This is a genomic window from Bacillus thuringiensis (genome assembly GCF_022095615.2).
GTDB classification, from domain to species: Bacteria; Bacillota; Bacilli; order Bacillales; family Bacillaceae_G; genus Bacillus_A; species Bacillus_A cereus_AG.
In genome coordinates, this window is the sequence record NZ_CP155559.1 from 209,302 (window position 1) to 233,939 (window position 24,638).

The window sequence follows — 24,638 nt, forward strand, 5'->3', positions numbered from 1 at the left end:
CGATGGTTAAAAGCTAGTGAATTTCATATAGTGTAATTAGAAAGTCACTGTATTACTTTCTGTTTGTCATGTTAATGAAGAATGAAAAACCAACTACTTTTTAATAGCCCTCATCTGTATGTAGATGAGGCCCTTTTTTTAAACCTTACAACATTGTAAGGTTTACGTAAGTTAATTCGATAGTAAAATTGTCATATTTTTTGCATAATAGATACAAGTAGATAAAAATAATTAGGGATATAGTAAGAAGGGAGAAGAATGGGATGTTTAAAGAAGAAGTAGTGAAGTTTCCAATTAAAGATTTCTGTAGCTACTTTACTGTTGCCGTAGTATGTATTGGATTATTTGATATCATAACAAATTTAATTGTTAAATAATATAGATGATAAAACAAGAAGGGGATTCCTTTCTTGTTTTTTTTATGGAGGAATAAAGATGAAATGGATTGATAGTCATATACATGTGGATCAATATAAAGATGAAGAAAAAAATAGATTACTTAAAGATGTGGAAAATAGTAAAGAGATAAAGGGGCTTATTGCGGTATCTATGAATTATCAATCATGTAAAGAAACTTTATCTTTAGCAAAGCGATATCCTTTTGTACATCCAGCAATAGGTTTTCATCCGGAGCAACCGATTCATAAAGAAGAATGTGAGCAAATTTATAAATTAATTGAAGATCATGTAGAGGATATAGTAGCGATTGGTGAAGTAGGCTTGCCGTATTATTTAAGAAAAGAAGATGAGCGCATTGCTGTCGATTCATATATATCAGTGTTGCAACAGTTTGTCGAACTAGCTAGTCAATATGATTTACCAATTATATTGCATGCAGTGTATGAAGATGCGGATATTGTATGTGATTTACTGGAGAAATATAAAGTTTCACGTGCACATTTTCATTGGTTTAAAGGAAGTGAAACAACAATGAAACGGATGATGAGGAACGGTTATTATATTTCTATCACGCCAGATATTTTACATAAGGAGAAAATTAGAAAAATTGTTTCGTATTATCCACTTGAATATATGATGGTAGAAACAGATGGACCGTGGGAATTTCACGAGGATGTTATGACGCATCCGAGGATGATTCGAGAGGTATTAAAGGAAATTAGTGTTATAAAAAACATATCTATTGATAAGGTTGCAGAAACAATATATGAAAATACGATTCAATTTTACCCTGTATTAATGGGTGGTAAGACTTCCACTGATTAAAGTTTCACTTTATTTGAAAGGATAGGAGAGTTACTCTTATCCTTTTCGTTATGGATATTTTTTTCTAATATTTTCTATAATTTATGATGTGTTTAATTTGATGAAGGAAGTTATGAAAATAATCAATGGGTTATTAATAACATGCCACGTTTTGGTTTAAGTTAAAAAAACCACCAAGCATTTTGCTTGGTGGTTTTATATTAGGATTCTAATTTTTTCGCACGTCTTAATAACAATAGAAACACAATGATGAAGAAGCCAAGTATAAGGAAGAATCCATATTGTTTTACATAATCCATTACGTCGCTTGCGCTTGTTGGTTTTTTAACGTGAATACCGTCTTTATTAGTAGTAATATGAATATCTTTCATTTTCACTTCATTTGTTTCTTTTTGTAAATCAATCCATTCTATATTTGGAATGCTTTCTAGATCCTTTAATACTTCTTTTAATGGTTTCACACCTAAGTAAGGATGATAGAATGCACCAATAACTCCATCGGATAATTTAGCAACAGATACAGCACGTTCTTTCATTTTAGCAATAGCATGTGGCTTATCTTCTTCAATAAAACCGACTGTTTCAGGCATTAATTTCATCCCGTGTAAAAATGATGGGGTACTTGTATAAAATGGTGAGTGCATCGATTTCCAAGTTGTATCACTTAACTGTAGTTGTCCTACATAAGTTGAAAAGTACCTTGATAATATTTCATACCCTTTTTGAGACATCGTGTAATGAGGTGCTTCAAATGCGACAGGATATAGTTTGGCATCTACAAGTTCTTGAATGCCCTTTTCAATATGCTCAGTTGTATATTTTTCTTCAAATTCTTCCCCTTTTTTTACGTATGCATTATATGCTTCTATATTAGGAAAGTCATCTTTTGTTTTTGGTTGTTCATGATTCGGTTGACGAATCGGTTGATTTGTTTTTACGTCCCAAAATTCAAAACCTTCCCCAGTTTCACTGTCATAAAATTGGTGCGTATAACCATGCATAATAATTGCTGCGCCATCATCTTGCATAGAGCGTAAAAGGTCGACTAGTTCAGGTTTATCTTTTAAATGTACTGTTTTTCCTGTATCCGGATCTTTATATACCGGGATGACCGTAATCATGTAAGGGATTTTTTTCTCTTTTAGTAATTCAGCAATTTCTTTTAATTGATTTGTATCTGCGGCTGGATGAACGTCCTCAAGACGTAAATAAGCTTCTACTTTATTTGTCGTTGGCTTTTGTCCGAAGTAAGAAAATAACATTTCACCGACGTAATGAGACATCCAGTCAAAGAGATTTGGCGTTGCAACGTAGTAAGATGTTTCATGCTGAACGATTAGTGGGTTCGTGTTATTTGAGCTTAAAGCGTTAGCAAGAACAGTTCCGTTTGTATCAAAAGATTGAATCAATCGTTCCTCTTCTAAAGTGTTTTTTAGTTTATGACTTGGATATTCGATTTTATTAACTCGTATATCATCAGCCTTTAGGGTAATGAAAGAAAAGCGATTAGATAATTGTTCAACATTTTGTCCTAAAACTAATATTGGGCCTGAGAAATTTTCTAGAAGTTTCTTTGTTTCAATAGGAAACTCTTCTTTTTGTTCACCGATATAAACAATATGTGTATAAGAAGATGAATTAGTAATTTCATTAGCCTTTTTTAAACTTTTCGTAGTTATATCGTTTGTAAAATGTCCTAATTGGGTATTAAGGATTTGAATATTATTTGTAATTTGATCGTCTTGTGTACTGTATAAAACAAGTACTTTTGGTTTTGATGATGTTTGTGCAGAGGTGTGGATAGGGATAAGTAGTAAAATGCTGAACAAGAGTATTATGCACTTTTTCATTTGGTCTGCTCCTATTCTAATATGTAGAGTTCAATTTACAATTATATACAAGAAATACGTTGTAGTCTATGAAAGTTACATTTTTGTACGTATTTACCAGCTGTTTTTTCACAAAATCGGTCTAAAGCATGATGATAATATATATAGTTATTTGCTATGATAAAAGGGTAAGAGAATGATAGAATGTGGGTAATTGTAAAGGGAAGAAGGCTGAAAGGGGACAAATTTCAGCGGAGAAAGAGGTAGTGGTAGTGAAGAAATTCTTTGTAGGATTTTTAGTTGTTCTTGGGGTGTACTTATATTTCCAAGGAAAGTCTGAAGGAATGGGCAAGTTAGTGAATGAGACAAGCTATGTTGACTCAGAAGAAGCAAAACAAATGAAACAAATTATTATAGAGGAAGCAAAGAAAGTCAATCTTCCGGAATGGATACCTCTTACAATTGCCGAACATGAAAGCCGGTTAAATCCAAGAAGTGTTGGAGATAACGGAACTTCATTCGGATTGTTTCAATTGCACCGTGGCGGTGGGCTTGCACCAGATCATTTAACTGATGAAGAGTTGAAAGATCCGCGCACAAATGCGCAAATTGCAATGCCGCATTTAATGAAAGGGTATAAGCGCGGGGTGCAAAAAGGTTTGACGGATTTTGCATTACTAAAATATGTAGCAAATACATCTGGATGGCCAGGTAATCTGGGGCCAGAGTGGACGGATAATAACATGAAGTATAACGTCGGATTAGAAGATGTGTACTATCGAAATAAAGGTGTAATAAAAGAGTAGGTTTTTGATACCTACTCTATTTTTTGTGGTTAATCGCGTCGTCTTGTTTTGTGAAATACGCCGCTAGTTGTATTTTCACGTCTTCTAGTTTTGTAGAAACTTGCGGTATTTTATATCCTACATATAATGGTGAAACGACAAACCTAGGAACAACTTTACAAATGATTTTTCCGTTTAAGTGATAGAAAAATAAGTTATAACTACTACATCCTTTATGGAAATCTGTCAGTATGTAACGTACAGTTTGTTGAATATAATTTGCCAGTTCATCTATGCATCTAACATCTTCAATAATGATATTAAATTCAGTAAAACCGATAATAGGACGATCTGAAATGTTGAGTTCAATGTGTTCGTTTTTTTGTACAATGACCCCTTGGAAGTTCTCCGTTTCTACGTTATCGAGATAGTCTACATATTTCATTCCGATAATCTGCATGTGTGCATGATGCAAACTCCCGCCTGAGAATGGACCGTGATTTTTGTATAAAATCACAGATGTAAATTCTTCATTTTTCTGTAAGTCTAACCAAGATTTAATGGAGAAACGAATTAGCGATTTCATATGTTCTTCTGTATATGTCGCAATATGGTCTTCACAATTATCTGTTTCGATTAGCACCGTTTGAAATGTATCTTTTAATGTAGGGAATTTGTTTTTTAGCCAAATAATTGAGCCCTCAGTTGCTAAAATATCCGTTAAATTTTCTCTGTCACAAAAAGGACATGTGGCGCTTCTATTCCGAATGCTTTCTGGTTTTTGTTTGCCAATATCGTTTAAAAAGTATAGTTGTTGTGTATCCATTTGTATGTATGCCCCTTTAAAATATGTGTAAAAATCCCGCTTAATACATTCGGGAAAGAGAGAGGGAAATCCTTTAAAAGGAATAGGAAAAATAAAAGACAAGATATCCTCATTACAACAGGGTACCTTGTCTTTTATTTTTTCTTTAATAATGTGTATGGATAATATAAATCATTTTTATTATGTTTCTTTTTTCTATTTTTTATTGTGTATAAGGCAATTGCTGTACTTGCGATTATAATAATGGCTTTCTTCATATTCATTTACCCCTTTTTTATTGTTGGTTTAATTCTTGGCTAACCGCTTTTGCGTCAACTAGAGCATGTAAAATCATTTTTACCATATTCATCATGTTCCTTCACTCCTTTTTATAGTTCGTTTAGTTTTTTTACAACTGCTTGTCCGTTCACTAATACTTCAAAGATTGCTTTTACGATTTCTTTCATCATGATTGTTTCCTCCTTTTGTTGTCTCTCTTGTTTACATCTTTATTGTATAGGGAGGCATCTTTTCGTACTATCGCTTTCCATTACGTGAACATAACAGTCTTGTAAGATTTGATGTCACTTATTGAAATGTTTAGTCTATCTTCATTATTTTCAGAAAAATGACTATTCAAACATGAAATGGGAAAGTATAATAAAGAAGTAAGTATTAAATTCCGTACGAAAGAGGTGAATGAGATGAAACGTTCTTTAGCTGCACGTGCCAAATTTTTAGAATATATCTATTTTTGTCGTGCGATTTTTCATGATGTAGTTGTTAACGGGATACGTCTGTCCTTTTTTAACAATTGCATAGTAGCTATTGAACGATAGAAATCTCTTCACCCATTTTTAATAAACGTGTGAAAAGGGAGCTATTTAGCTTCCTTTTTCTATGTCGAAAACCATGGGGAATGTTTCTTTCCCATGGTTTTTTATATTGAAAGGAGTACGGAAAATGACAATTTGTAGTGTAAATAATATAACGAAATCTTTTGGTGGAAACATCATATTTGAAAATATATCGCTTGAAATAAAGAACGGTGAACGTGTTGGATTAGTTGGTCGTAACGGTAGTGGGAAGACAACAATCTTTCAGCTTCTAACTGGAATGGAAAGTTTGGATGCAGGAGCCATTCATATGAAGAAAGGTACACGTATTGGTCATGTGGCACAAATTCCGAAATTTGATGAGGGTATGACTGTATATAATGTATTGAGTTCTGCTTTTAAAGCAGAAAAGGAATTAGAAAGAGAAATGCATACTTTAGAAAAAAATATGGCGGAAGAACGAGAACCGTCTGCTTTACAAAAATTAATGGAGAGATACGGAGTAATCCAAGAAAAGTTTGCGTTCCTTGGTGGTTATGAAATTGAAGCGAATTTGATGAAGGTAGCAAATGGTCTACAGGTGACAGAACTATTCCCTCGATCCTTTCTGGAGTTAAGTGGTGGGGAGCAAACAAAAGTAAGCCTTGCATACATGCTATTGCAGAAACCAGATTTACTTTTATTAGATGAACCGACAAATCATTTGGATTTATTTGCAGTCGAATGGTTAGAGCAATTTTTAAAAGAATACAATGGAACGGTTATGGTCATTTCACATGATCGCTATTTCCTTGATGAAGTTGTAACGAAGATTTTTGATTTAGAGGATGGAGAGATTCACGTGTATCATACAAACTATTCTCAGTTTGTTGAGGAAAAGGAAGAACGTTTGCTTCAGGAGTTCCAGGCTTATCAAGAACAGCAAAAGAAAATAAAGAAAATGAAAGAAGCAATTAAGCGACTGCGTGAATGGGCAAATCAGGCGAATCCTCCGAATGAAGGATTGCATAAGAGAGCGAGAAGTATGGAACGTGCACTGGAACGTATGGAGAAATTAAAGAAACCTATTTTAGAACGAAAACAAATGGGACTTCAGTTTGAAGGGCAAGAGAGAAGTGGGAAAGATGTTGTTGTAATGAAAGAAGTGAGTAAAGGATTTGCTGGCCATCCTTTATTTAACGAAGCGAATTTACATGTTCGTTTTCAAGAGCGTGCGGCTATCGTCGGTCGTAATGGTACAGGAAAGACAACGTTACTAAAGCTATTATTAGAAGAAATAGAACCAGACGCTGGTGAAATTCGGATTGGTAGTAGTGTGAAAATCGGTTATTTATCACAGCATGCGTACGGAAATATGAAGAATAATGTATTAGAGGCTTTCAGGGAATATGTAGCTGTAACAGAGGGAGAAGCGAGACATATATTAGCTAAGTTTTTATTTTATGGTCCAGCGGTGTTTAAGAAAGTAACACAACTGAGCGGTGGAGAAAAAATGAGGTTAAGACTTGCGCAACTTATGTATCAAGACATCAATTTTTTAATTTTAGATGAGCCGACAAACCATCTCGACATTGAATCAAGGGAAGTTTTAGAAGAAGCACTTGAGCAATATAATGGGACGATTTTAGCTGTTTCACATGATCGTTATTTTTTAAATAAGTTATTTGAAAAGACGTATTGGATTGATGATCGTAAATTATTTGAGTTTGCAGGGAACTATGCATGGGCTCGTCAAAAGTGGGAAGAAAAACTTGAGACACAAGTAATAAAGCAGCAACGCCAAGGAAGAAAAAGGCTTGAAACAGCCCCTGTAAAAAAGAAAGAGGCTAGGAATGTTGAGGAGATTGAAACCGAGTTAATGCATGTAGAAGAAGATATATATACGCTTGAGTGTAAAATGGAACATGTAGTTGATGTTGAAATGCTTGAACAATTGTATGAAGAAAAAGCGAAGAAAGAGCTGTTACGAGCGGAGTTATATAATGAGTTAGAGAATATCGTGGAGTAAAAAGTAGCAAGCGAATTCCTTTCAGTTTTGCTGAAGGGAATTCGCTTTTTTATACTGATATTTTACTTTAAGAGAAAAATAAAAATTGTGTTTCACGTGAAACAGTAAATTTGATAAATCTTTGTTCCGTAATTTGCATAGATTGTAAAACATAAATGGTATTAGGAGATTTTTGGATTGATTAATTATTTCCCGAGACATAAGTATGTGAAACGGCGATTTAAGATTGAAAATAAAAAAACAGAGTTACAGCTTTACACGCTGAACTCTGTTTTCTTTTTGTGTCGTATCTTCTCTTGTTGAAATGATAATAGCGATCCCGAGCATAATAAAAAAAGCTAAAAAGAGGACGAACTTTGGGAAGAATGGGAATAGTAATAGAGCCCCGACTATCATAATTGTTAATAATACGTAGTGCAGGACGTATTGGAATAGGTTGTCCATGTTTTCGCCCCCTTTTTGGTAATTGGTTATTAATATTCTATGTTTCATACGGAACAAATAGAAGTGGATTTTTAATTTTTTTCATACGAAATAAAAGGGAATGATTGACATGTTTAAAGGAAAGGAATAATCTTGAAATTAATTCATACTATTTTTATAGGAAAAATAAAGATAATTACAGAGAGGGGGTCCATGTTTCTACATTATTAAACATTAGGAGAGCAAAGGTGATTGAACGATGAAAAATGCTTTTAAAGGAGTACTTGCTACGTTTTTTAGTGTTTCAGTATTACTAGCCGGATGTGGTCAAGAGGAAGCAAGTACAAATGAAGCCGGGAACGTACCAAAAGTAAAAGATGAATTTATTAAAGCAAGCGACAAAGCAAAAAGTCCTACAAAAGTAAAAGAAAGAAAAGATACTTTCGTAGTTGGCATGCCGAGTCCTGGAGGGATATTCCTTCCGCACTTTATGGAGAATGGATGGGATGGTAATATAACGCAAGCGATCTTTGCACCTCTTGTTGGACTTGATAAGGAAGGAAAACCAATTCCAATTTTGGCGAAGAAATGGGATATTTCGGCGGATCAGCTTACATATACGTTCCATTTGAAAGATGATGTAAAGTTTAGTGATGGTTCACCGTTAACGGCAGATGATGTAGCATTTACATTAACGTTATTACACGATCCAACTTATAGTGGTGCGACTGATATAAGCCAAACTGCAATAAAAGGTGGGCAAGCATATAAAGAAGGAAAGGCAACCTCTATTGAAGGAATTCAAGTCATTGATCCGAAAACAATTACGATTACGACTGAAAAGGTAAATGCTCAAACACTATCATTAATCGGTGGAGAAGTTATATCTAAAGCTTATTATGGGAAAGAGTATAAGCAAGGACACCTGGAGTATTTAAAAGAATTGTATGGGAAGCCGCTGGGAGCAGGAGCTTATAAATTGGATAAATATATTCCTGGTCAAGAAGTTCGATTTGTAGCAAATGAAAATTATTTTGAAGGAAAGCCGAAGATTGAGCATTTTATTTATAAAATTACAAAAGGTGATACGAAGCTACAACAATTTCAAGCCGGGGAAGTAGATTATGATGGTTTTACGACAAACGCGGAGACGATTGAACAGCTAAAGGATTTAGGTTTTGCTAATATTAATGTATATACAGGAAGCTCTTACGGCTACATTAAAATGAATTATAAGAAGCCATACTTTAAAGATAAACGTGTCCGCCAGGCATTTATTTACGGATTAGAGCGTCAAAAGGTTATTGATACGTATTTCCAAGGATATGCGTCACTCGTTAATGTACCGATTACGCCAGTTTCTTGGGCGTATACAGAAGAGGGCATTAATAAATATGAGTATAATTTAGAGAAGGCGAAGAAATTACTGGATGAGGCTGGATGGAAAGCTGGTTCGGATGGAATTCGTGAAAAGGACGGACAAAAACTGAAAATAAGTTATTTTGCTTCTTCTGCAAGTAAAATAAATGATGTGATGATTCCAGTAATGAAAGAGGATTATAAAAAGCTTGGTGTAGAGTTTAACCCAGAATATATGGACTTTAATACGATGATTTCAAAAGTGATAAAAGGTGATTATGATTTGGCGATGGTGTCTACGCCAATGATTGATGATCCGAGTGGAACGATTGAGGAGTTTGTTTCAACAAGTAAACGAAATTATGATGGATACTATAATCCAAAAGTAGATGAATTAGCTAAGCAAGCATTAGAAACGTTGGATATTGAAAAGCGAAAAGACATTTATAAAAAGTTATATCAAGAGTTAAGCGAAGACCCGCCTGTAATCTTCTTGAATAATAGCAAAGTTGTGTCCGCACATAATGCGCGAATTCAAGGGTTACAAGAAGATAACTATAACGGTATTTTATTAAGTTTACCTAAATTAAAGATAGAACAATAATTTCGAAAAAATTATCAAAATATTTATTTAGAAAGAATTGACAAAATATAACTGACGATATAAGCTAATAACCATAAAGTCTACCGGAAAGGTCGGAATAGGATTGTTACCCCTCAAAAACATCTATTTTTTTACGATTAAAACCGACTTTTCCGATTGGCTATAAATATGCTGTGGGAGGCATACATAAGCTAGTAAGTTCAAAGGGTATAACTATTAAACAGTTAGGGTGGGGACAATGAAGACAAAGACAAAAAAATGGGCTGGTGTATTTTCGGTATTACTGAGTAGTTCGCTTGTGTTATCTGCTTGTGGGGGACAGGAAGAGACGGCTTCTACAGAACCGGTAAAAAAACAGGATTTAAAAGACTCTAAGATTGAATCAATTCCAGCTACAGATAAAAAGAAAAGTCCAGAGAAAGCAAATCAGCGAAAAGATACTTTTATTACGGCTATTTCTAAGCCAGGGGGAGTTTTCCTTCCGTATTTCCAAGATAATGGTTGGGATGGAAATGTAACGTCTGTTATCTTTGCGTCACTAGTAACAACAGACAAACAAAGTAAACCTGTTCCGGATCTTGCAGAAAAATGGGATATTTCTGCTGACCAGTTAACATATACATTCCACTTACGTAAAAATTTAAAATTTAGTGATGGGTCGCCTTTAACAGCGGATGACGTAGCATTTACACTAACACTACTTCATGATAAAGCGTATGAAGGTGGATTGGATATTGCTCAGTATGCTGTTAAAGGTGGGAAAGAATATAAAGAAGGAAAAGCAACTTCTATTGAGGGAATTCAAGTTGTTGATCCACAGACAATTAAAATTACAACTGAAAAAGTTAATTCACAGGCGCTAACTAATTTAGGTGGCCCAGTGCTATCAAAAGCTTATTATGGAAAAGATTATAAACAAAATACAAGCTTAGACTATTTAAAAGCATTATATGGGCAACCAATTGCAGCGGGTCCATATAAATTTGAAAAATATGTTCCAGGTCAAGAAGTACGCTTTGTTGCTAACGAAAATTATTATGCAGGTAAACCAAAAATTAAAAACTTTATTTATAAAATCACATCAGGTGATACAGGATTCCAATTATTCCAAACAGGTGAACTGGACTATAGTGGATTTAGAGCGAACCCTGAAAATATAGACCAATTAAAAGGATTAGAGTTTGCAAATATTAATCTTGAATCATCAAGTGATATTGCTTATATCTATGTAAATAATAAGAAGTCGTATTTGAAAGATAAAAAGGTACGCCAAGCACTTACTTACGGATTAGACCGTAAGAAGTATGTGGATACAGCTTTACAAGGATATGGCTCTGTTGCTAATGTACCAATTGCTCCAGTTTCATGGGCATATACAGAAGAAGGTATTAATAAATATCCGCACGACGTAGAAAAGGCTAAAAAATTATTGGATGAGGCTGGTTGGAAAGTAGGTTCTGACGGGGTTCGTGAAAAAGATGGTCAAAAATTAAAATTAACATACTACGCATCAAATACAGGTAAAACAAATGATATCTTTATTCCGATTGCAAAAGAAAGTTACAAAGAAATTGGTGTTGAATTAAATCCAGAGTTGATGGACTTTAATACGATGCTTTCAAAAGTAGGAAAAGGTGACTACGATTTAGCAGCAGTTTCAACACCAGGAATTAGTGATCCAAGTGAAGTTGTAAGTGAGTACTTATCAACTAATCCAAAAAGTGATACGGGTTATAATAATCCGAAAGTAGATGATTTGATTGTAAAAGGTATAGGAACGACAGATATTGAAAAACGTAAAGCGATTTATAAAGAGTTGTATAAAGAGCTAAGTGATGATCCACCAGTTATTTTATTAAACTATCGTAAACTACTTTATGCTCATAATGCACGTATAAAAGGAATTGATCCAGAAAAGTACGATAGTATCAGTTCCAACTTACCAGTGTTATCTATTGAACAATAAGGATTGACCTAAATAATAGAAGACGTTTTTTCACACAGCAAAGGAATAGTAGCTGTTTTGAAAAAATGCTCTTCTATTTTTAAGTAAATAGGATTGGGGAGACAAAAGGTGAAAACATATATCATTCGTAGGTTCCTTCAAATGATCCCTACATTGTTTGGTACATCTATTATTATTTTTTTCTTATTTGCACTTTTGCCGGGAGATTATATTGATTCAAATCCGAAGTTAACACCAGAGAGAGCTCAAGAGCTAAGGGAATTATACGGCTTAAATAAACCAATTATTGAAAGGTATTTTCACTGGCTAGCTAATGCTTTACATGGTGATTTTGGATTTTCTTTACAGTACCAAGAACCGGTAACTTCATTACTTAATAAATTTATTTGGAATACATTTATCGTTGCTGTTGCAGCTTTATTTTTCACTTGGATTATTGCTCTTATTATTGGGGTTATTTCTGCAACAAAGCAGCACTCTTGGTTTGATAGATTGGTGACAATTGGTGTATTTGCAGCAATGTCATTTCCATCATTCTTTATCGGATTATTTTTGATTAAATTATTAGCGGTTGATTTAAAATTATTACCCATTGGTGGCATGATTGATATTGGAAGTAACTCAACAGGGGTAGCGTACATATTAGAAGTATTACGTCATATGATTCTACCTGTGTTTATTTTAACGCTTCTTGGTGTAGGATCATTAACACGATATTTTAGAACGGGCATGTTGGATGTTATTAGGCAAGATTATATTCGTACTGCTCGTGCAAAAGGCTTAAAAGAAAGAACCGTTATTTATAAACATGCATTGAAAAATGCAATTTTACCAGCAATTACATTACTCGCTTTTGAATTACCGGGTTTATTTTCAGGAGCTATTATTATTGAACAAATTTTTAACTGGCCAGGAATCGGGAGCATTCAATTAGAAGCATTAAACTTCCGTGATTATACGGTATTAATGGCCTTTACAATGTTTCTTTCGTGTTTAACAATTATGGCTAATTTCTTAGCAGACATTGTATATGCGTTTGTTGATCCAAGAATTCGATTGAAGTAAGGGGGGGAAAGATATGGAGACTGTTACACCAATAATAGAGAAAAAGGAAGAACGGAAAAAGAGAAACGAATCATCACCATGGCGCCAAGCGTATAAAAAAATTAAGAAAAATAAGATGGCATTGTATGGTTTATACGTTTTAATATTTATGTTTTTATTTAGTTTTATCGGTCCAATCCTTTCGCCATATGCCGATGGAAAAGTACAAGTAACACAAATTAATAAACCACCTAGCTTGTCACATTGGCTTGGAACAGACCAGTTGGGACGAGATATTTTAACTAGACTTATGCAAGCAGGACGTATTTCATTAACAATTGGTTTAGCGTCGATGCTACTATCCGTTATACTAGGTGCTTTATTAGGAGCAATTGCTGGTTTTTATCGAGGGGTGGTTGATCATTTAATTATGCGTGTTGCGGATGTGTTAATGTCCATTCCGGGATTACCGCTACTTATTATAATGGGAGCAATTTTATCAGAATGGAAATTGCCATCCGAATACCGTTTATATGTTGTAATGATTATTTTAAGTTTAGTAGGATGGCCAGGACTTGCACGTCTTGTAAGGGGACAAATTTTAACACTCAGGGAGCAAGCCTTTATGCAAGCGGCAGATGTATTAGGATTAAAGGATTCTCGGAAAATTATTCATCATCTAATTCCGAACGTCCTTCCGTTGCTTATTGTTGTAGCAACTTTGGGTGTGGCAGGGTCTATTTTAAGTGAATCCGCACTAAGTTATCTAGGGCTTGGCGTCGTTCCACCTACACCATCATGGGGGAATATGATTAGCGCAGCTAACTCATTACTTGATTTCCAAAAGCGTCCGTGGTTATGGATTCCGCCTGGTTTTGCAATTTTTATAACAGTTGTATCCATTAATTTACTTGGTGATGCACTTCGTGATGCGTTAGATCCAAAGATGAGACGGTAGGTGAGAAGGTATGAGTAAAGCGGTAGTAGAGCTGAAAGACTTACAAACACACTTTCAGACAGAAGAAGGGACAGTCAAGGCTGTCAATCATGTTAGTTTTGCTGTTCGAGAAGGTGAAACGGTTTGTGTAGTAGGTGAATCGGGTTGCGGGAAAAGTGTAACAGCTTTATCTATTATGGGGCTTATTGCTGAATCAGGTAGTGTAGTAGGTGGAGATATTTTATATGAAGGAAAAAGTCTTTTAGGAATGAAAGAGAAAGAACTTCGTAGTTTACGAGGGAATGATATTGCGATGATTTTCCAAGAACCGATGACATCGCTGAATCCGGTCTTCACTGTAGGAGAGCAAATTGTAGAAACGTTAAGGGAACATGAATTACTTAGTAAGAATGAAGCGTATAAGAAGGCAATTGAATTAATTCGTAAAGTCGGCATTGCTCGTGCGGATGAAATTGTCCATTCTTATCCGCACGAACTGAGCGGTGGCATGTTACAACGTATTATGATTGCTGTTGCACTTAGTTGTAATCCTAAGTTATTAATTGCTGATGAACCGACAACGGCTCTTGATGTTACAATTCAAGCTCAAATATTAGACTTATTAAGGCAAATAAAAGAAGAATTTAAAACATCTATTTTATTAATTACACATGATTTAGGTGTTGTAGCAGAAATGGCTGATTACGTTGTCGTTATGTATGGCGGGAAGGTTATTGAAGAAGCACCGGTACTAGAAATATTCCAAAATCCGAAACACCCGTATACGAAAGGGTTGTTGAAATCAAAACCAGTGATGGGAAAACGAATAGACAAACTATATTCTATTCCAGGTCAAGTTCCTAATTTAGTCGGTTTGGATGAATTTTGCTACTTTAGCGGTCGTTGTGAGCATTGTATGGAAATATGTAAAGAAGAAGCACCGAATCTAAATGTACATGATGAGAATCATAAAGTAGCTTGCTGGTTATATGAGGAGCGTGCGGAACAATGAGTGAACCATTATTAGAAGTAAAAAACTTAAAAACATATTTTCCGATTAAAGGTGGCATATTTAGTAGAACGGTTGGACATGTAAAAGCAGTTGATGGAGTAAGTTTTACTATTAATAAAGGCGAAGTGTTCGGTCTCGTTGGTGAATCAGGAAGCGGAAAAACGACGATAGGAAAAACAATTTTACGTCTCGTTCAAAAAACGGAGGGAGAAGTGAAGTTTAAAGGACACGATGTTCATTCTCTATCAAAAGAGGAATTGAGAAAACATCGTCCTAATATGCAGCTTGTGTTTCAAGACCCATTTAGCTCATTAAATCCGAGAATGAGAATTGGAGAAGCACTTGGCGAGCCAATGTTGGCTCACGGACTAGCGACGAAAGAAAATGTTCGTGAAAAAGTGATAGAAGTATTAGAGTTATGTGGCTTAGCCCCATATCATATTGACCGGTACCCTCATGAGTTTTCTGGTGGACAACGTCAGCGTATCGTTATCGCAAGAGCTATGGTATTAAATCCGGAATTTATTGTAGCTGACGAACCTGTTGCAGCACTAGATGTATCTATTCAAGCACAGATCATTAATTTATTTAGTGAGTTACAGGAGAAAAAGGGACTATCTTATTTGTTCATTTCACATGATTTAAGCGTAGTCGAACATTTATGTACGAAAATCGGGATTATGTATTTAGGAACGATCGTGGAAACAGCGCCGCGTGATGAGTTATTTACGAACCCACTGCATCCGTATACAAAAGCATTGTTATCAGCTGTGCCAATACCAGATCCAACAGTGAAGCGAGAGCGGATTATACTAGAGGGTGATATTCCAAGTCCAGTAAATCCACCTTCGGGTTGTCGCTTTCATACACGTTGCCCGTTTGCAACAGATATTTGTAAACAAACGGTACCAGAATTTCGTAATGTTGGTGAAGAGCATTTTGTTGCTTGTCATCATGTATAAAAGAAAAGGACCCTTTCAAATCGAAAGAGTCCTTTTTTTATTTACTAGATGAAGTTTGTTTCAATACAAATTTCTCGATTGCGTGAGCAACACCATGCTCATTATTTGTTAATGTTACGACATCACATAGTTTTTTTACATCTTCTTCAGCATTTCCCATTGCAACTGATAAGCCAGCTACTTGTAACATTGGCACATCATTAAAGTTGTCCCCGATCGCAATAGTATCTTCAATTGGTATATTGAAATAAGCAGCCATTTCTTGTAGACCGTTCCCTTTATGACCATGCTTATCCATAATTTCTACATTAGTAGGAGCTGATGCCGTAACTGAAATATCAGTGTCTTCTTGTAACATGCTTAATAGCTGTGCACGATGCGCTGCATTAAATGTCAAAATGAAGAATTTAGATATTTCTAATTCTGGATTATTTACAACATCTTCGATTTTTTGGAAATCAGTAATTAAGTTTGATTTCTTTTGTTTTTCTGTAATTCTTTCAAGTTCTTCAAGTGTAACATCTAGTGCATGCTTGTTTTCTTCGAACGCTTGCATGACTTGATCTTGCCATGTATATGGAGAATAAACTCCTTTATTCGTATATAGCTTATAAGGAAAACCTTCAGATTCTAGTAATTTTGCAAGCTTGTATACTTTATCGTTTTGTAAACAACGCGAGTTAATTACTTTTCCATCCACATAAACAATTGCCCCATTGCTCGCTCCAACTGGAAGAGATAGTTTATATTCTTCCAATAATTTTAAAGCATCCTCTTTTGCGCGACCAGAACAAATCATGACAATATGACCAGCCTCTTTTGCAGTTTGGATAGCTTGTAAGTTCTCTTTGGAGATCTCAAGATTAGAAGATAGTAGTGTACCATCCATATCTAATGCGATTAATTTCAAAATGACCACCTCTTTGCTTTTATTATACATAGTTATATAGAGGAAACATATAAACTTATCTTGGAAAGATTGTATTTTACCTCGCGTGAACCGTCAGTAAAAATTTGATAGGCGCCATCTTATTACTTTGAATATGCACTTTAATTTGTAACAAAAATAGAGGTAGGTATGAGGGTGTTTCGTTATATGACTGTAATATTACAATAACATTACAAGCGTCAACTTAGTAGAAAGTGCATTAAAACAGGGTTTTTAAGGGTGTTTATAAAAAAACGTAAAAAAAGTGTAATAAAATTTACGTAATTATATTGCAACGTAACAATAGTTATGTTACATTAATGTTACAAACGTTACGTTAATAACTTTAATGTAACGCTAACATAAAAACTATGAAATAAACATTTCTTAGAAATTACATATAGATAACTTATTAAAAAGGAGGATACATAAAATGAAAGAGCAAGTATTACAAGTAACAAAAGGTGACTTCGTAGGATCAGCAAGTGGGGCGGTAGTATTAACAGCATTAATCGTATTTCTATCAAGCGTATTAGTATAATAGAAGTTTTGTAACAAAAGAAAATAGAAGGGAGAATGAAAGATATGAAAGAGCAAGTATTACAAGTAACAAAAGGTGACTTCGTAGGATCAGCAAGTGGAGCAGTAGTATTAACGGCATTAATCGTATTTCTATCAAGCGTATTAGTATAATAGAAGTTTTGTAATAAAAGAAAAAAGAGAGGAGAATGCAAAATGAAAGAGCAAGTATTACAAGTAACAAAAGGTGACTTCGTAGGATCAGCAAGTGGAGCAGTAGTATTAACAGCATTAATCGTATTTCTATCAAGCGTATTAGTATAATAGAAGTTTTGTAATAAAAGAAAAAGAGAGGAGAATGCAAAATGAAAGAGCAAGTATTACAAGTAACAAAAGGTGACTTCGTAGGATCAGCAAGTGGAGCAGTAGTATTAACAGCATTAATCGTATTTCTATCAAGCGTATTAGTATAATAGAAGTTTTGTAATAAAAGAAAAAGAGAGGAGAATGCAAAATGAAAGAGCAAGTATTACAAGTAACAAAAGGTGACTTCGTAGGATCAGCAAGTGGAGCAGTAGTATTAACGGCATTAATCGTATTTCTATCAAGTGTATTAGTATAATAGAAGTTTTAAATCATACAAAATGAAAGGAGAATGAGGAATATGAACAGTGAACAAGTGTTACAAGTAACAAAAACAGATTTATTAGGATCATTAGGTGGAGCGGTAGTATTAACATCATTTATTTTATTCCTTGCAAATGTATTAGTATGAGACATATAAATACAATCATTCAAAAAAAATAAAGACTCTAGCATATTAGTAAGTAGTTAATATGTTGGGGTCTTTTTTGTTTTCCTCTCCTATATACCTTCAAGTATTAATATTCCCTCCGTAATGTAAAGAGAAAAAAGTCGAATTTTATATGTAAGAAAAAAAGAGGAATTTGACAGAAAAGATAGAAAATTTTAAAAGTCAGGAATTGTTAGCTTGCTAACTAATTTCTATTAATTGATGTTGGAAGCGTTTTCGGTTGGTTTTAAGTATGGACCATTTAATCTATTTACAGGGGGATGAGGATTTTATGAAACAAAAATCTATGGATACGCTAGCTGCACAAATGGAGGACTTTTTTCCGGTACGTGATGTAGATCATTTGGAATTTTACGTAGGAAATGCAAAGCAATCAAGTTATTACCTTGCGAGAGCATTCGGTTTCAAAATTGTGGCTTACTCTGGATTAGAAACTGGTAACCGTGAAAAGGTATCTTATGTTCTTGTGCAAAAAAATATGCGTTTTGTTGTGTCTGGAGCTTTAAGTAGCGATAATCGTATCGCAGAATTTGTAAAGACACATGGTGATGGTGTAAAAGATGTTGCTTTACTTGTTGACGATGTTGATAAAGCATACTCGGAAGCTGTGAAACGTGGTGCCGTCGCGATTGCTCCACCTGTGGAATTGACAGACGAGAACGGTACACTGAAAAAAGCGGTTATTGGTACGTATGGTGATACAATTCACACGCTTGTAGAGCGTAAAAATTATAAAGGAACATTTATGCCAGGATTCCAACAGGTGGAGTTTAATATTCCATTTGAAGAGTCAGGTTTAATTGCTGTAGACCACGTAGTTGGTAATGTTGAAAAGATGGAAGAGTGGGTTAGTTATTACGAGAACGTTATGGGCTTTAAACAAATGATCCATTTTGATGATGACGATATTAGTACAGAGTATTCTGCATTAATGTCGAAAGTTATGACAAATGGAAGTCGTATTAAGTTCCCTATTAATGAGCCAGCAGATGGAAAGAGAAAATCGCAAATTCAAGAATATCTAGAATTCTATAATGGAGCAGGTGTACAACATCTTGCTTTATTAACAAGCGATATCGTTAAAACAGTGGAAGCGCTTCGTGAAAATGGCGTGGAGTTTTTAGATACACCTGATACTTATTATGATGAGTTAAGTGCACGAGTTGGAAAAATTGATGAGGAAATTGATAGGCTAAAAGAATTAAAGATTTTAGTAGATCGCGATGAGGAAGGATACTTACTACAAATCTTTACGAAACCAATTGTAGATCGTCCAACTTTATTTATTGAAATCATTCAACGTAAAGGTTCTCGCGGATTTGGAGAAGGGAACTTTAAAGCATTATTTGAATCAATTGAAAGAGAACAGGAACGTCGCGGAAACTTATAAGATTTGTATCCACCAGCAAAAGTCTCTTTGCTGGTGGAAATTTCATTTTTATAGGGAGGAATCATGATGAAATTTGTTACATTTCGTCTTCCTTCGAAAGAAATGCGAGCTGGATGGCTTGAAGGTGACAAAGTAATTGATATGAATCTTGCTAGTGATGGGGAATTACCTTCTTCTATGTTCGCCTTTTTAGAGAAAGCGGATGAGTATGTAGAAGTATTGCGTAATATGGAAAGTCCGGAAAAGGGTATATATTCCTTAGAGGAAGTGCAATTAGCGGCAGCAATTCCTAATCCGAGTAGTATTCGGGATTTTTACGCGTTTGAACAGCATGTAAAAACGGCCCGCGGCCGGAGAGGGCTAGAAGTTGTACCTGAATGGTACGATATCCCGGTTTTTTATTTTACGAACCATCGTGCTGTAATTGGTCCAGGTGATTTTGTAATTGGTCCGAAGAAATCTAAAAAGCTTGATTATGAGTTAGAAATCGCTTGTGTAATTGGGAAAGAAGGAAGAAATATTTCTCGTGAGCAAGCAGAGGAATACATTTTTGGTTATTGTATTATGAACGACTGGAGTGCAAGGGACCTACAAGCAACAGAAATGAAGGTAGGACTTGGTCCAGCAAAAGGAAAAGATTTTGCAACTTCATTAGGAGCGCACCTTGTTACGAAAGATGAATTAGATGTTTATCGTAACGGTGACCGTTATGAGTTAGAGATGACTGCTCATGTAAATGGAAAGCTACTATCAAAGGGGAACTTCCAAGATATTTACTATACATTTGCTGAAATGATTGAACGTGCTTCGGAAGACGTTACGTTATATCCAGGCGATGTGATTGGTTCTGGGACAGTAGGGACAGGTTGTGTTTTAGAGCTGGGTACGGAAGAGTGGCTGCAAGATGGGGATGTTGTAGAACTTACGATTACTGGTTTAGGTACGTTACGTAATACGGTCAAAAAAGAAATGGAAGCAGGTGATGGGCATGTTTTATCGTCACATGGGGGAGCTACCTCATAAACGACATGTACAATTCCGTAAAAAAGATGGTTCGCTTTATCGCGAACAGGTAATGGGAACAAAAGGTTTTTCGGGTACGCAATCTATTTTGTACCATCATTATATGCCAACGGAAGTAGGTCATGCGGCATTATCTCATTCTTGTCAGTTGCAGTATGAAGAAGATGTTGCTCTTGCTCATCGTCATTTTCGCACAAAAGAAAATAAAAAAACTGGTGATGCAGTAAGCGGAAGGAATTTTATGCTTGGGAATGAGGATTTATTAATTGGAGTAGTGGCTCCAACAGAAAAAATGGACTATTTCTACCGTAATGGTGATGGTGATGAAATGTTATTTGTTCATTACGGAACAGGGAAAATTGAAACGATGTTTGGAACGATTCACTATCGAAAAGGTGATTATGTAACAATCCCAATTGGAACGATTTATCGTGTTATTCCAGATGAAGGAGAGACTAAATTTCTTGTTGTAGAGGCAAATAGTCAAATCACAACGCCGCATCGCTATCGGAATGAATATGGACAATTGTTAGAGCATAGTCCGTTTTGTGAGAGAGATATTCGTGGTCCTGAAAAATTAGAGACGTATGATGAAAAAGGTGAGTTTGTCGTAATGACAAAGTCACGAGGGTATATGCACAAACATGTTTTAGGGCACCATCCGTTAGATGTTGTTGGTTGGGATGGCTATTTATATCCGTGGGTCTTTAATGTAGAGGACTTTGAACCAATCACAGGTCGTATTCATCAGCCACCTCCAGTACATCAAACGTTCGAAGGTCACAATTTTGTTATTTGCTCTTTCGTACCACGTTTATACGACTATCATCCAGAATCTATTCCGGCACCATATTATCATAGTAACGTGAATAGTGATGAAGTACTGTACTATGTAGAAGGAAACTTTATGAGCCGGAAAGGTGTGGAAGAAGGTTCTATTACACTTCATCCGAGCGGAATTCCTCATGGGCCGCATCCTGGGAAAACAGAGGGAAGTATAGGGAAGAAAGAAACACTTGAACTAGCTGTTATGATAGACACATTCCGTCCGCTTCGTATTGTAAAGCAAGCACATGAAACAGAAGATGAAAAATATATGTATAGCTGGATTGAAGAAGGTTCACATACTGTGAAATAGGTAAAAAGAGGCATGCTCAATAAGGGAGCATGCCTCTTTTATGGAATCGACATGTATAATAATACCAAAAAAAAATACGGAAAGATATATATAAACAACGATAAGGATATTGTATGTTCCGAAAGATTTCTACTTATTTCGACAAAAGTATTGACTAGGAAAAGTGCAATGAGTAAAATAAAAAAGCGAATTAAAAATTTTCAGAAAATTTAAAACTTGGAGGAGCATGCTATGAAGCAAATTTTTCAAAAGAAGCCTATTGCAAAGTTGATGCAAGAGAGTAAGCAAAAGACGTTAGCCAGAACATTGGGCGCACTGGATTTAACTATGCTTGGAATCGGGGCAATTGTTGGAACAGGTATTTTTGTTCTAACGGGCGTGGTAGCAGCAAAACATTCTGGACCAGCTATTATATTATCATTTGCGATAGCCGCGTTAGCCTGTGCCTTTGCTGCATTTTGTTATGCTGAATTCGCTTCTTCAGTTCCTGTCTCAGGCAGTGTGTATACGTACACATATGCGACGATGGGAGAGGTATTCGCATTTTTAATTGGATGGGACTTAATGCTTGAGTATTTACTCGCTACATCTGCTGTAGCAAACGGTTGGTCCGCTTATTTTCAATCTTTATTAAAGGGATTTGGGATCCATATTCCTACCATTCTCTCCTCGGCCCCTGGTACAGGAAAGGGTGGAATAATTGATTTGCCTGCGGTTCTAATTATTTTAGTGATGACAGTTCTTTTATCTAGAGGTGTTCGTGAAAGTGCACGAATAAACAACATTATGGTGTTTATTAAATTAGCGGTTGTTCTCATATTTATTTTTGCTGGTTTTAATTATGTAAAACCTGAAAATTGGACACCTTTTATGCCGTTTGGCTTAGATGGTGTAATGGCTGGAGCTGCTACAGTGTTTTTTGCATTCATAGGATTTGATGCGGTTTCAACGGCAGCAGAAGAAGTGAAACGTCCACAACGTGATTTACCAATTGGCATTATTGCATCTTTATTAATTTGTACGGTTCTTTATATTGTTGTTTCACTTATTTTGACAGGAATTGTTCCATACGGACAGTTAAATATATCAGATCCAGTTGCTTTTGCACTTCAATTTATTGGACAAGATAGTTTAGCGGGAGTAATTTCAGTAGGAGCAATTACAGGAATCACAACAGTAATGTTAGTTATGATGTATGGGCAAGTACGTGTTTCGTATGCAATGAGTAGAGATGGATTATTGCCGAAGCGCCTTGCTAAAGTCCATCCAAAATTTAAAACACCATTTTTAAATACATGGACAACAGGAATTATTGCGGCACTTATTTCAGGATTAATAGATTTAAATGTGTTAGCGCATCTTGTAAATATGGGGACTTTATCAGCCTTTGCACTTGTAGCTGTTGCTGTTATTGTAATGAGAAGAACTCATCCTGATTTACCAAGAGCATTTAAGGCACCGCTTGTACCATTTTTACCAGCATTAACGGTGATTTTTTGTTTATATTTAATGCTTCAGTTATCCGGAACTGCTTGGATTAGTTTTGGAGTGTGGATGGTTATCGGTATTGCGGTTTACTTCTTATATAGCCGAAAACATAGTGCTTTAAATAATAGTAAAGACGAAGAAGATGCAGCAAATTTATAAGTCGAAAAATCCATTCTAATTTTGTTAGGATGGATTTTTTAATCTGAAAATTTACATTTTTCTGATTCTATATATAATATAATTGTTGGGTAACTGAGGGGGGGAATGTATGAAAAATACGTGGCGTGAGTTAAGGGCGATGGACCGAAACATATGGATTCGGTTTATTGGCGAAACGTTAAATGGAATTGCAATGATGATGTTGATGCCTTTTTTTGCACTATATTTAAAAGATAAGGTGGATTCGTTATTGGAAGTAGGGGTTATTATGGCACTTTCTCCAATTGCCGCAAGTTTCGGTTCGCTTCTTGGTGGGAGGATTGCTGATATATATGGAAGAAAGCCGATAATGATCTTTTCAATGGTGAGTAATGCTTTGTTCATGCTAGGTTTTTTATTTATAGAAGGATTTATTTCTTATGCTATTTTATCTATTTTTTTAGGGCTCAGTAATTCATTATTCCATCCCGCTGCATCAGCAATGGTTGCGGATGTAACAGCACCGGAAAAAAGAACCGAGGCATACGGTTTATTGCGGATGGGATATAATATTGGCGCCGCGATTGGGCCGATAATGGGGGCAGCGGTAGTGGTGCTTTCAAAAAATATTGTGTTTATTATTGCTTCATCTACAATGCTGTTTTATGCGCTAATTGTGTTATTTCTTATTCAAGAAACGATGCCGAAAGTGACGGATGAAAATCCAGAGAATAAAGGTGAAAAAACAGTAGCAATTTGGAAAATTGTATTTCGAGACAAAGTGTTAATGATTTATTTATTAGCAGGTATCATTATTTCGATGGGATTTTCTCAAACAGAAGGCATGTTGCCGCTGCACTTTGATAATGAAATGAAAGGCATTTTTGGAACTAACAATCCATATCCATATTTAATGGCTTTAAATGGACTATTAGTTGTGTTGTTCCAATTTCCAATTTCAAAATGGGCCACAGATAAACCTGTCGGAAAGACGATGTTATATGGTGCATGTTTGTTCGGGATTGGTTTGTTCTTTATCGGATGGTTACCGAAGTGGTTTGGAGATTTTGATGCAAATGCCACGATTATTTTAATAACGTTGCTGTTCGTTTATGCCATATATACGCTAGGTGAGATGATTATGTCGCCTGTACAGATGACGTTTGTAGCGAATTTGGTTCCTGAGCATTTGAGAGGGACTTATATGGGAGCTGCAAGTTTGCAGTGGATTACAGGAGGTGCACTAGGTCCACTTCTTGGAGGTTTTTTATTAGATCGATTACTTGGCCACTTTTTATTTACAATTTTAGCAGTAGGATGTGTAGTTGCAGGTATTGTATATGTTTCTTTAGATCGTCTCGTTGAACAAAGGCAAAAGGGCACGCTGACCAAACAATCTTCTTAAT

The 24,638-nt window shown here is 35.4% G+C and carries 26 protein-coding genes; 21 read left to right on the forward strand and 5 right to left on the reverse strand.

From position 1 onward, the window contains the following. Positions 1-435 precede the first annotated feature (435 nt). On the forward strand, positions 436-1,224 hold the full coding sequence (locus tag KZZ19_RS01210) for a TatD family hydrolase (protein ID WP_237982323.1): 789 nt from the start codon (positions 436-438) through the stop codon (positions 1,222-1,224). A gap of 200 nt (positions 1,225-1,424) precedes the next feature. On the opposite strand, the gene KZZ19_RS01215 is transcribed toward KZZ19_RS01210, so the two are convergent. Continuing rightward, positions 1,425-3,074, reverse strand: a complete 1,650-nt coding sequence (locus KZZ19_RS01215) for a DUF2334 domain-containing protein (protein WP_237982324.1) — start codon at positions 3,072-3,074, stop codon at positions 1,425-1,427. Between the two features lie 251 nt (positions 3,075-3,325). Here KZZ19_RS01215 and KZZ19_RS01220 point away from each other — a divergent pair, with 251 nt between their 5' ends. Further along, the gene (locus tag KZZ19_RS01220) at positions 3,326-3,859 is read left to right on the forward strand and encodes a transglycosylase SLT domain-containing protein (RefSeq protein WP_088094892.1); all 534 of its coding nucleotides are present in this window, start codon (positions 3,326-3,328) and stop codon (positions 3,857-3,859) included. Positions 3,860-3,875: 16 nt separating this feature from the next. Here KZZ19_RS01220 and KZZ19_RS01225 read toward each other — a convergent pair whose 3' ends face one another. Together KZZ19_RS01225 and KZZ19_RS01230 are read right to left on the reverse strand one after the other, a co-directional pair. Continuing rightward, positions 3,876-4,664: a DUF4931 domain-containing protein gene (locus tag KZZ19_RS01225; protein ID WP_237982325.1), complete on the reverse strand. Its 789-nt coding sequence runs from the start codon at positions 4,662-4,664 to the stop codon at positions 3,876-3,878. Positions 4,665-4,798: 134 nt separating this feature from the next. After that, positions 4,799-4,927, reverse strand: coding sequence for a spore coat protein B (locus KZZ19_RS01230; RefSeq protein WP_140392309.1), 129 nt, complete (start codon positions 4,925-4,927; stop codon positions 4,799-4,801). Positions 4,928-5,347: 420 nt separating this feature from the next. Between KZZ19_RS01230 and KZZ19_RS01235 the strand changes: the two genes are divergently transcribed. Further along, complete coding sequence (locus KZZ19_RS01235; RefSeq protein WP_283162007.1) at positions 5,348-5,482, forward strand: RAxF-45 family protein; 135 nt, start codon at positions 5,348-5,350, stop codon at positions 5,480-5,482. Positions 5,483-5,606: 124 nt separating this feature from the next. Beyond that, entirely contained in the window at positions 5,607-7,487 is a 1,881-nt protein-coding gene (abc-f, locus tag KZZ19_RS01240) for a ribosomal protection-like ABC-F family protein (protein WP_237982326.1), read from the forward strand. Positions 7,488-7,733: 246 nt separating this feature from the next. Here abc-f and KZZ19_RS01245 read toward each other — a convergent pair whose 3' ends face one another. Then, a complete protein-coding gene (locus tag KZZ19_RS01245) occupies positions 7,734-7,931 on the reverse strand; it encodes a hypothetical protein (RefSeq protein WP_000369258.1) in 198 nt (65 codons plus the stop codon). Positions 7,932-8,169: 238 nt separating this feature from the next. Here KZZ19_RS01245 and KZZ19_RS01250 point away from each other — a divergent pair, with 238 nt between their 5' ends. The 6 genes from KZZ19_RS01250 to KZZ19_RS01275 all read left to right on the forward strand — a co-directional run bounded on the left by KZZ19_RS01250 (position 8,170) and on the right by KZZ19_RS01275 (position 15,794). Beyond that, positions 8,170-9,873: an ABC transporter substrate-binding protein gene (locus KZZ19_RS01250; RefSeq protein ID WP_237982327.1), complete on the forward strand. Its 1,704-nt coding sequence runs from the start codon at positions 8,170-8,172 to the stop codon at positions 9,871-9,873. Between the two features lie 238 nt (positions 9,874-10,111). Then, on the forward strand, positions 10,112-11,839 hold the full coding sequence (locus KZZ19_RS01255; RefSeq protein ID WP_237982328.1) for an ABC transporter substrate-binding protein: 1,728 nt from the start codon (positions 10,112-10,114) through the stop codon (positions 11,837-11,839). 108 nt (positions 11,840-11,947) lie between these two features. Then, a complete protein-coding gene (locus KZZ19_RS01260) occupies positions 11,948-12,904 on the forward strand; it encodes an ABC transporter permease (protein WP_140392307.1) in 957 nt (318 codons plus the stop codon). 13 nt (positions 12,905-12,917) lie between these two features. Beyond that, complete coding sequence (opp4C, locus tag KZZ19_RS01265) at positions 12,918-13,841, forward strand: oligopeptide ABC transporter permease (protein WP_237982329.1); 924 nt, start codon at positions 12,918-12,920, stop codon at positions 13,839-13,841. 10 nt (positions 13,842-13,851) lie between these two features. Next, positions 13,852-14,832: an ABC transporter ATP-binding protein gene (locus tag KZZ19_RS01270; protein WP_000030773.1), complete on the forward strand. Its 981-nt coding sequence runs from the start codon at positions 13,852-13,854 to the stop codon at positions 14,830-14,832. Beyond that, complete coding sequence (locus KZZ19_RS01275) at positions 14,829-15,794, forward strand: ABC transporter ATP-binding protein (RefSeq protein WP_237982330.1); 966 nt, start codon at positions 14,829-14,831, stop codon at positions 15,792-15,794. Before KZZ19_RS01270 ends, KZZ19_RS01275 begins: the two co-directional genes overlap by 4 nt. 37 nt (positions 15,795-15,831) lie before the next feature. Here the strand turns inward: KZZ19_RS01275 and KZZ19_RS01280 are convergent, their stop codons facing one another. Next, positions 15,832-16,704: a Cof-type HAD-IIB family hydrolase gene (locus KZZ19_RS01280; RefSeq protein WP_000766409.1), complete on the reverse strand. Its 873-nt coding sequence runs from the start codon at positions 16,702-16,704 to the stop codon at positions 15,832-15,834. Between the two features lie 451 nt (positions 16,705-17,155). On the opposite strand from KZZ19_RS01280, the gene KZZ19_RS01285 reads away from it, so the two are divergent. From KZZ19_RS01285 to KZZ19_RS01335, 11 genes are all read left to right on the forward strand, one after another. Further along, a complete protein-coding gene (locus KZZ19_RS01285) occupies positions 17,156-17,263 on the forward strand; it encodes a DUF3948 family protein (RefSeq protein ID WP_000664237.1) in 108 nt (35 codons plus the stop codon). 35 nt (positions 17,264-17,298) lie between these two features. Beyond that, the gene (locus tag KZZ19_RS01290; RefSeq protein ID WP_000654250.1) at positions 17,299-17,415 is read left to right on the forward strand and encodes a DUF3948 family protein; all 117 of its coding nucleotides are present in this window, start codon (positions 17,299-17,301) and stop codon (positions 17,413-17,415) included. A gap of 42 nt (positions 17,416-17,457) precedes the next feature. Further along, positions 17,458-17,565: a DUF3948 family protein gene (locus KZZ19_RS01295; protein ID WP_000664237.1), complete on the forward strand. Its 108-nt coding sequence runs from the start codon at positions 17,458-17,460 to the stop codon at positions 17,563-17,565. Between the two features lie 41 nt (positions 17,566-17,606). Continuing rightward, entirely contained in the window at positions 17,607-17,714 is a 108-nt protein-coding gene (locus KZZ19_RS01300; RefSeq protein WP_000664237.1) for a DUF3948 family protein, read from the forward strand. 41 nt (positions 17,715-17,755) lie between these two features. Then, a complete protein-coding gene (locus KZZ19_RS01305) occupies positions 17,756-17,863 on the forward strand; it encodes a DUF3948 family protein (RefSeq protein ID WP_000664237.1) in 108 nt (35 codons plus the stop codon). 42 nt (positions 17,864-17,905) lie between these two features. Continuing rightward, entirely contained in the window at positions 17,906-18,016 is a 111-nt protein-coding gene (locus KZZ19_RS01310) for a DUF3948 family protein (RefSeq protein ID WP_001083700.1), read from the forward strand. 310 nt (positions 18,017-18,326) lie between these two features. Further along, complete coding sequence (hppD, locus tag KZZ19_RS01315; RefSeq protein WP_000810916.1) at positions 18,327-19,445, forward strand: 4-hydroxyphenylpyruvate dioxygenase; 1,119 nt, start codon at positions 18,327-18,329, stop codon at positions 19,443-19,445. Between the two features lie 66 nt (positions 19,446-19,511). Beyond that, positions 19,512-20,468: a fumarylacetoacetate hydrolase family protein gene (locus KZZ19_RS01320; protein WP_237982332.1), complete on the forward strand. Its 957-nt coding sequence runs from the start codon at positions 19,512-19,514 to the stop codon at positions 20,466-20,468. Beyond that, positions 20,434-21,606, forward strand: a complete 1,173-nt coding sequence (locus KZZ19_RS01325; RefSeq protein WP_237982333.1) for a homogentisate 1,2-dioxygenase — start codon at positions 20,434-20,436, stop codon at positions 21,604-21,606. Before KZZ19_RS01320 ends, KZZ19_RS01325 begins: the two co-directional genes overlap by 35 nt. A 231-nt stretch (positions 21,607-21,837) precedes the next feature. Further along, complete coding sequence (locus KZZ19_RS01330; RefSeq protein ID WP_000809356.1) at positions 21,838-23,253, forward strand: amino acid permease; 1,416 nt, start codon at positions 21,838-21,840, stop codon at positions 23,251-23,253. Positions 23,254-23,362: 109 nt separating this feature from the next. Further along, on the forward strand, positions 23,363-24,637 hold the full coding sequence (locus KZZ19_RS01335; RefSeq protein WP_237982334.1) for an MDR family MFS transporter: 1,275 nt from the start codon (positions 23,363-23,365) through the stop codon (positions 24,635-24,637). Position 24,638: the final 1 nt, after the last annotated feature.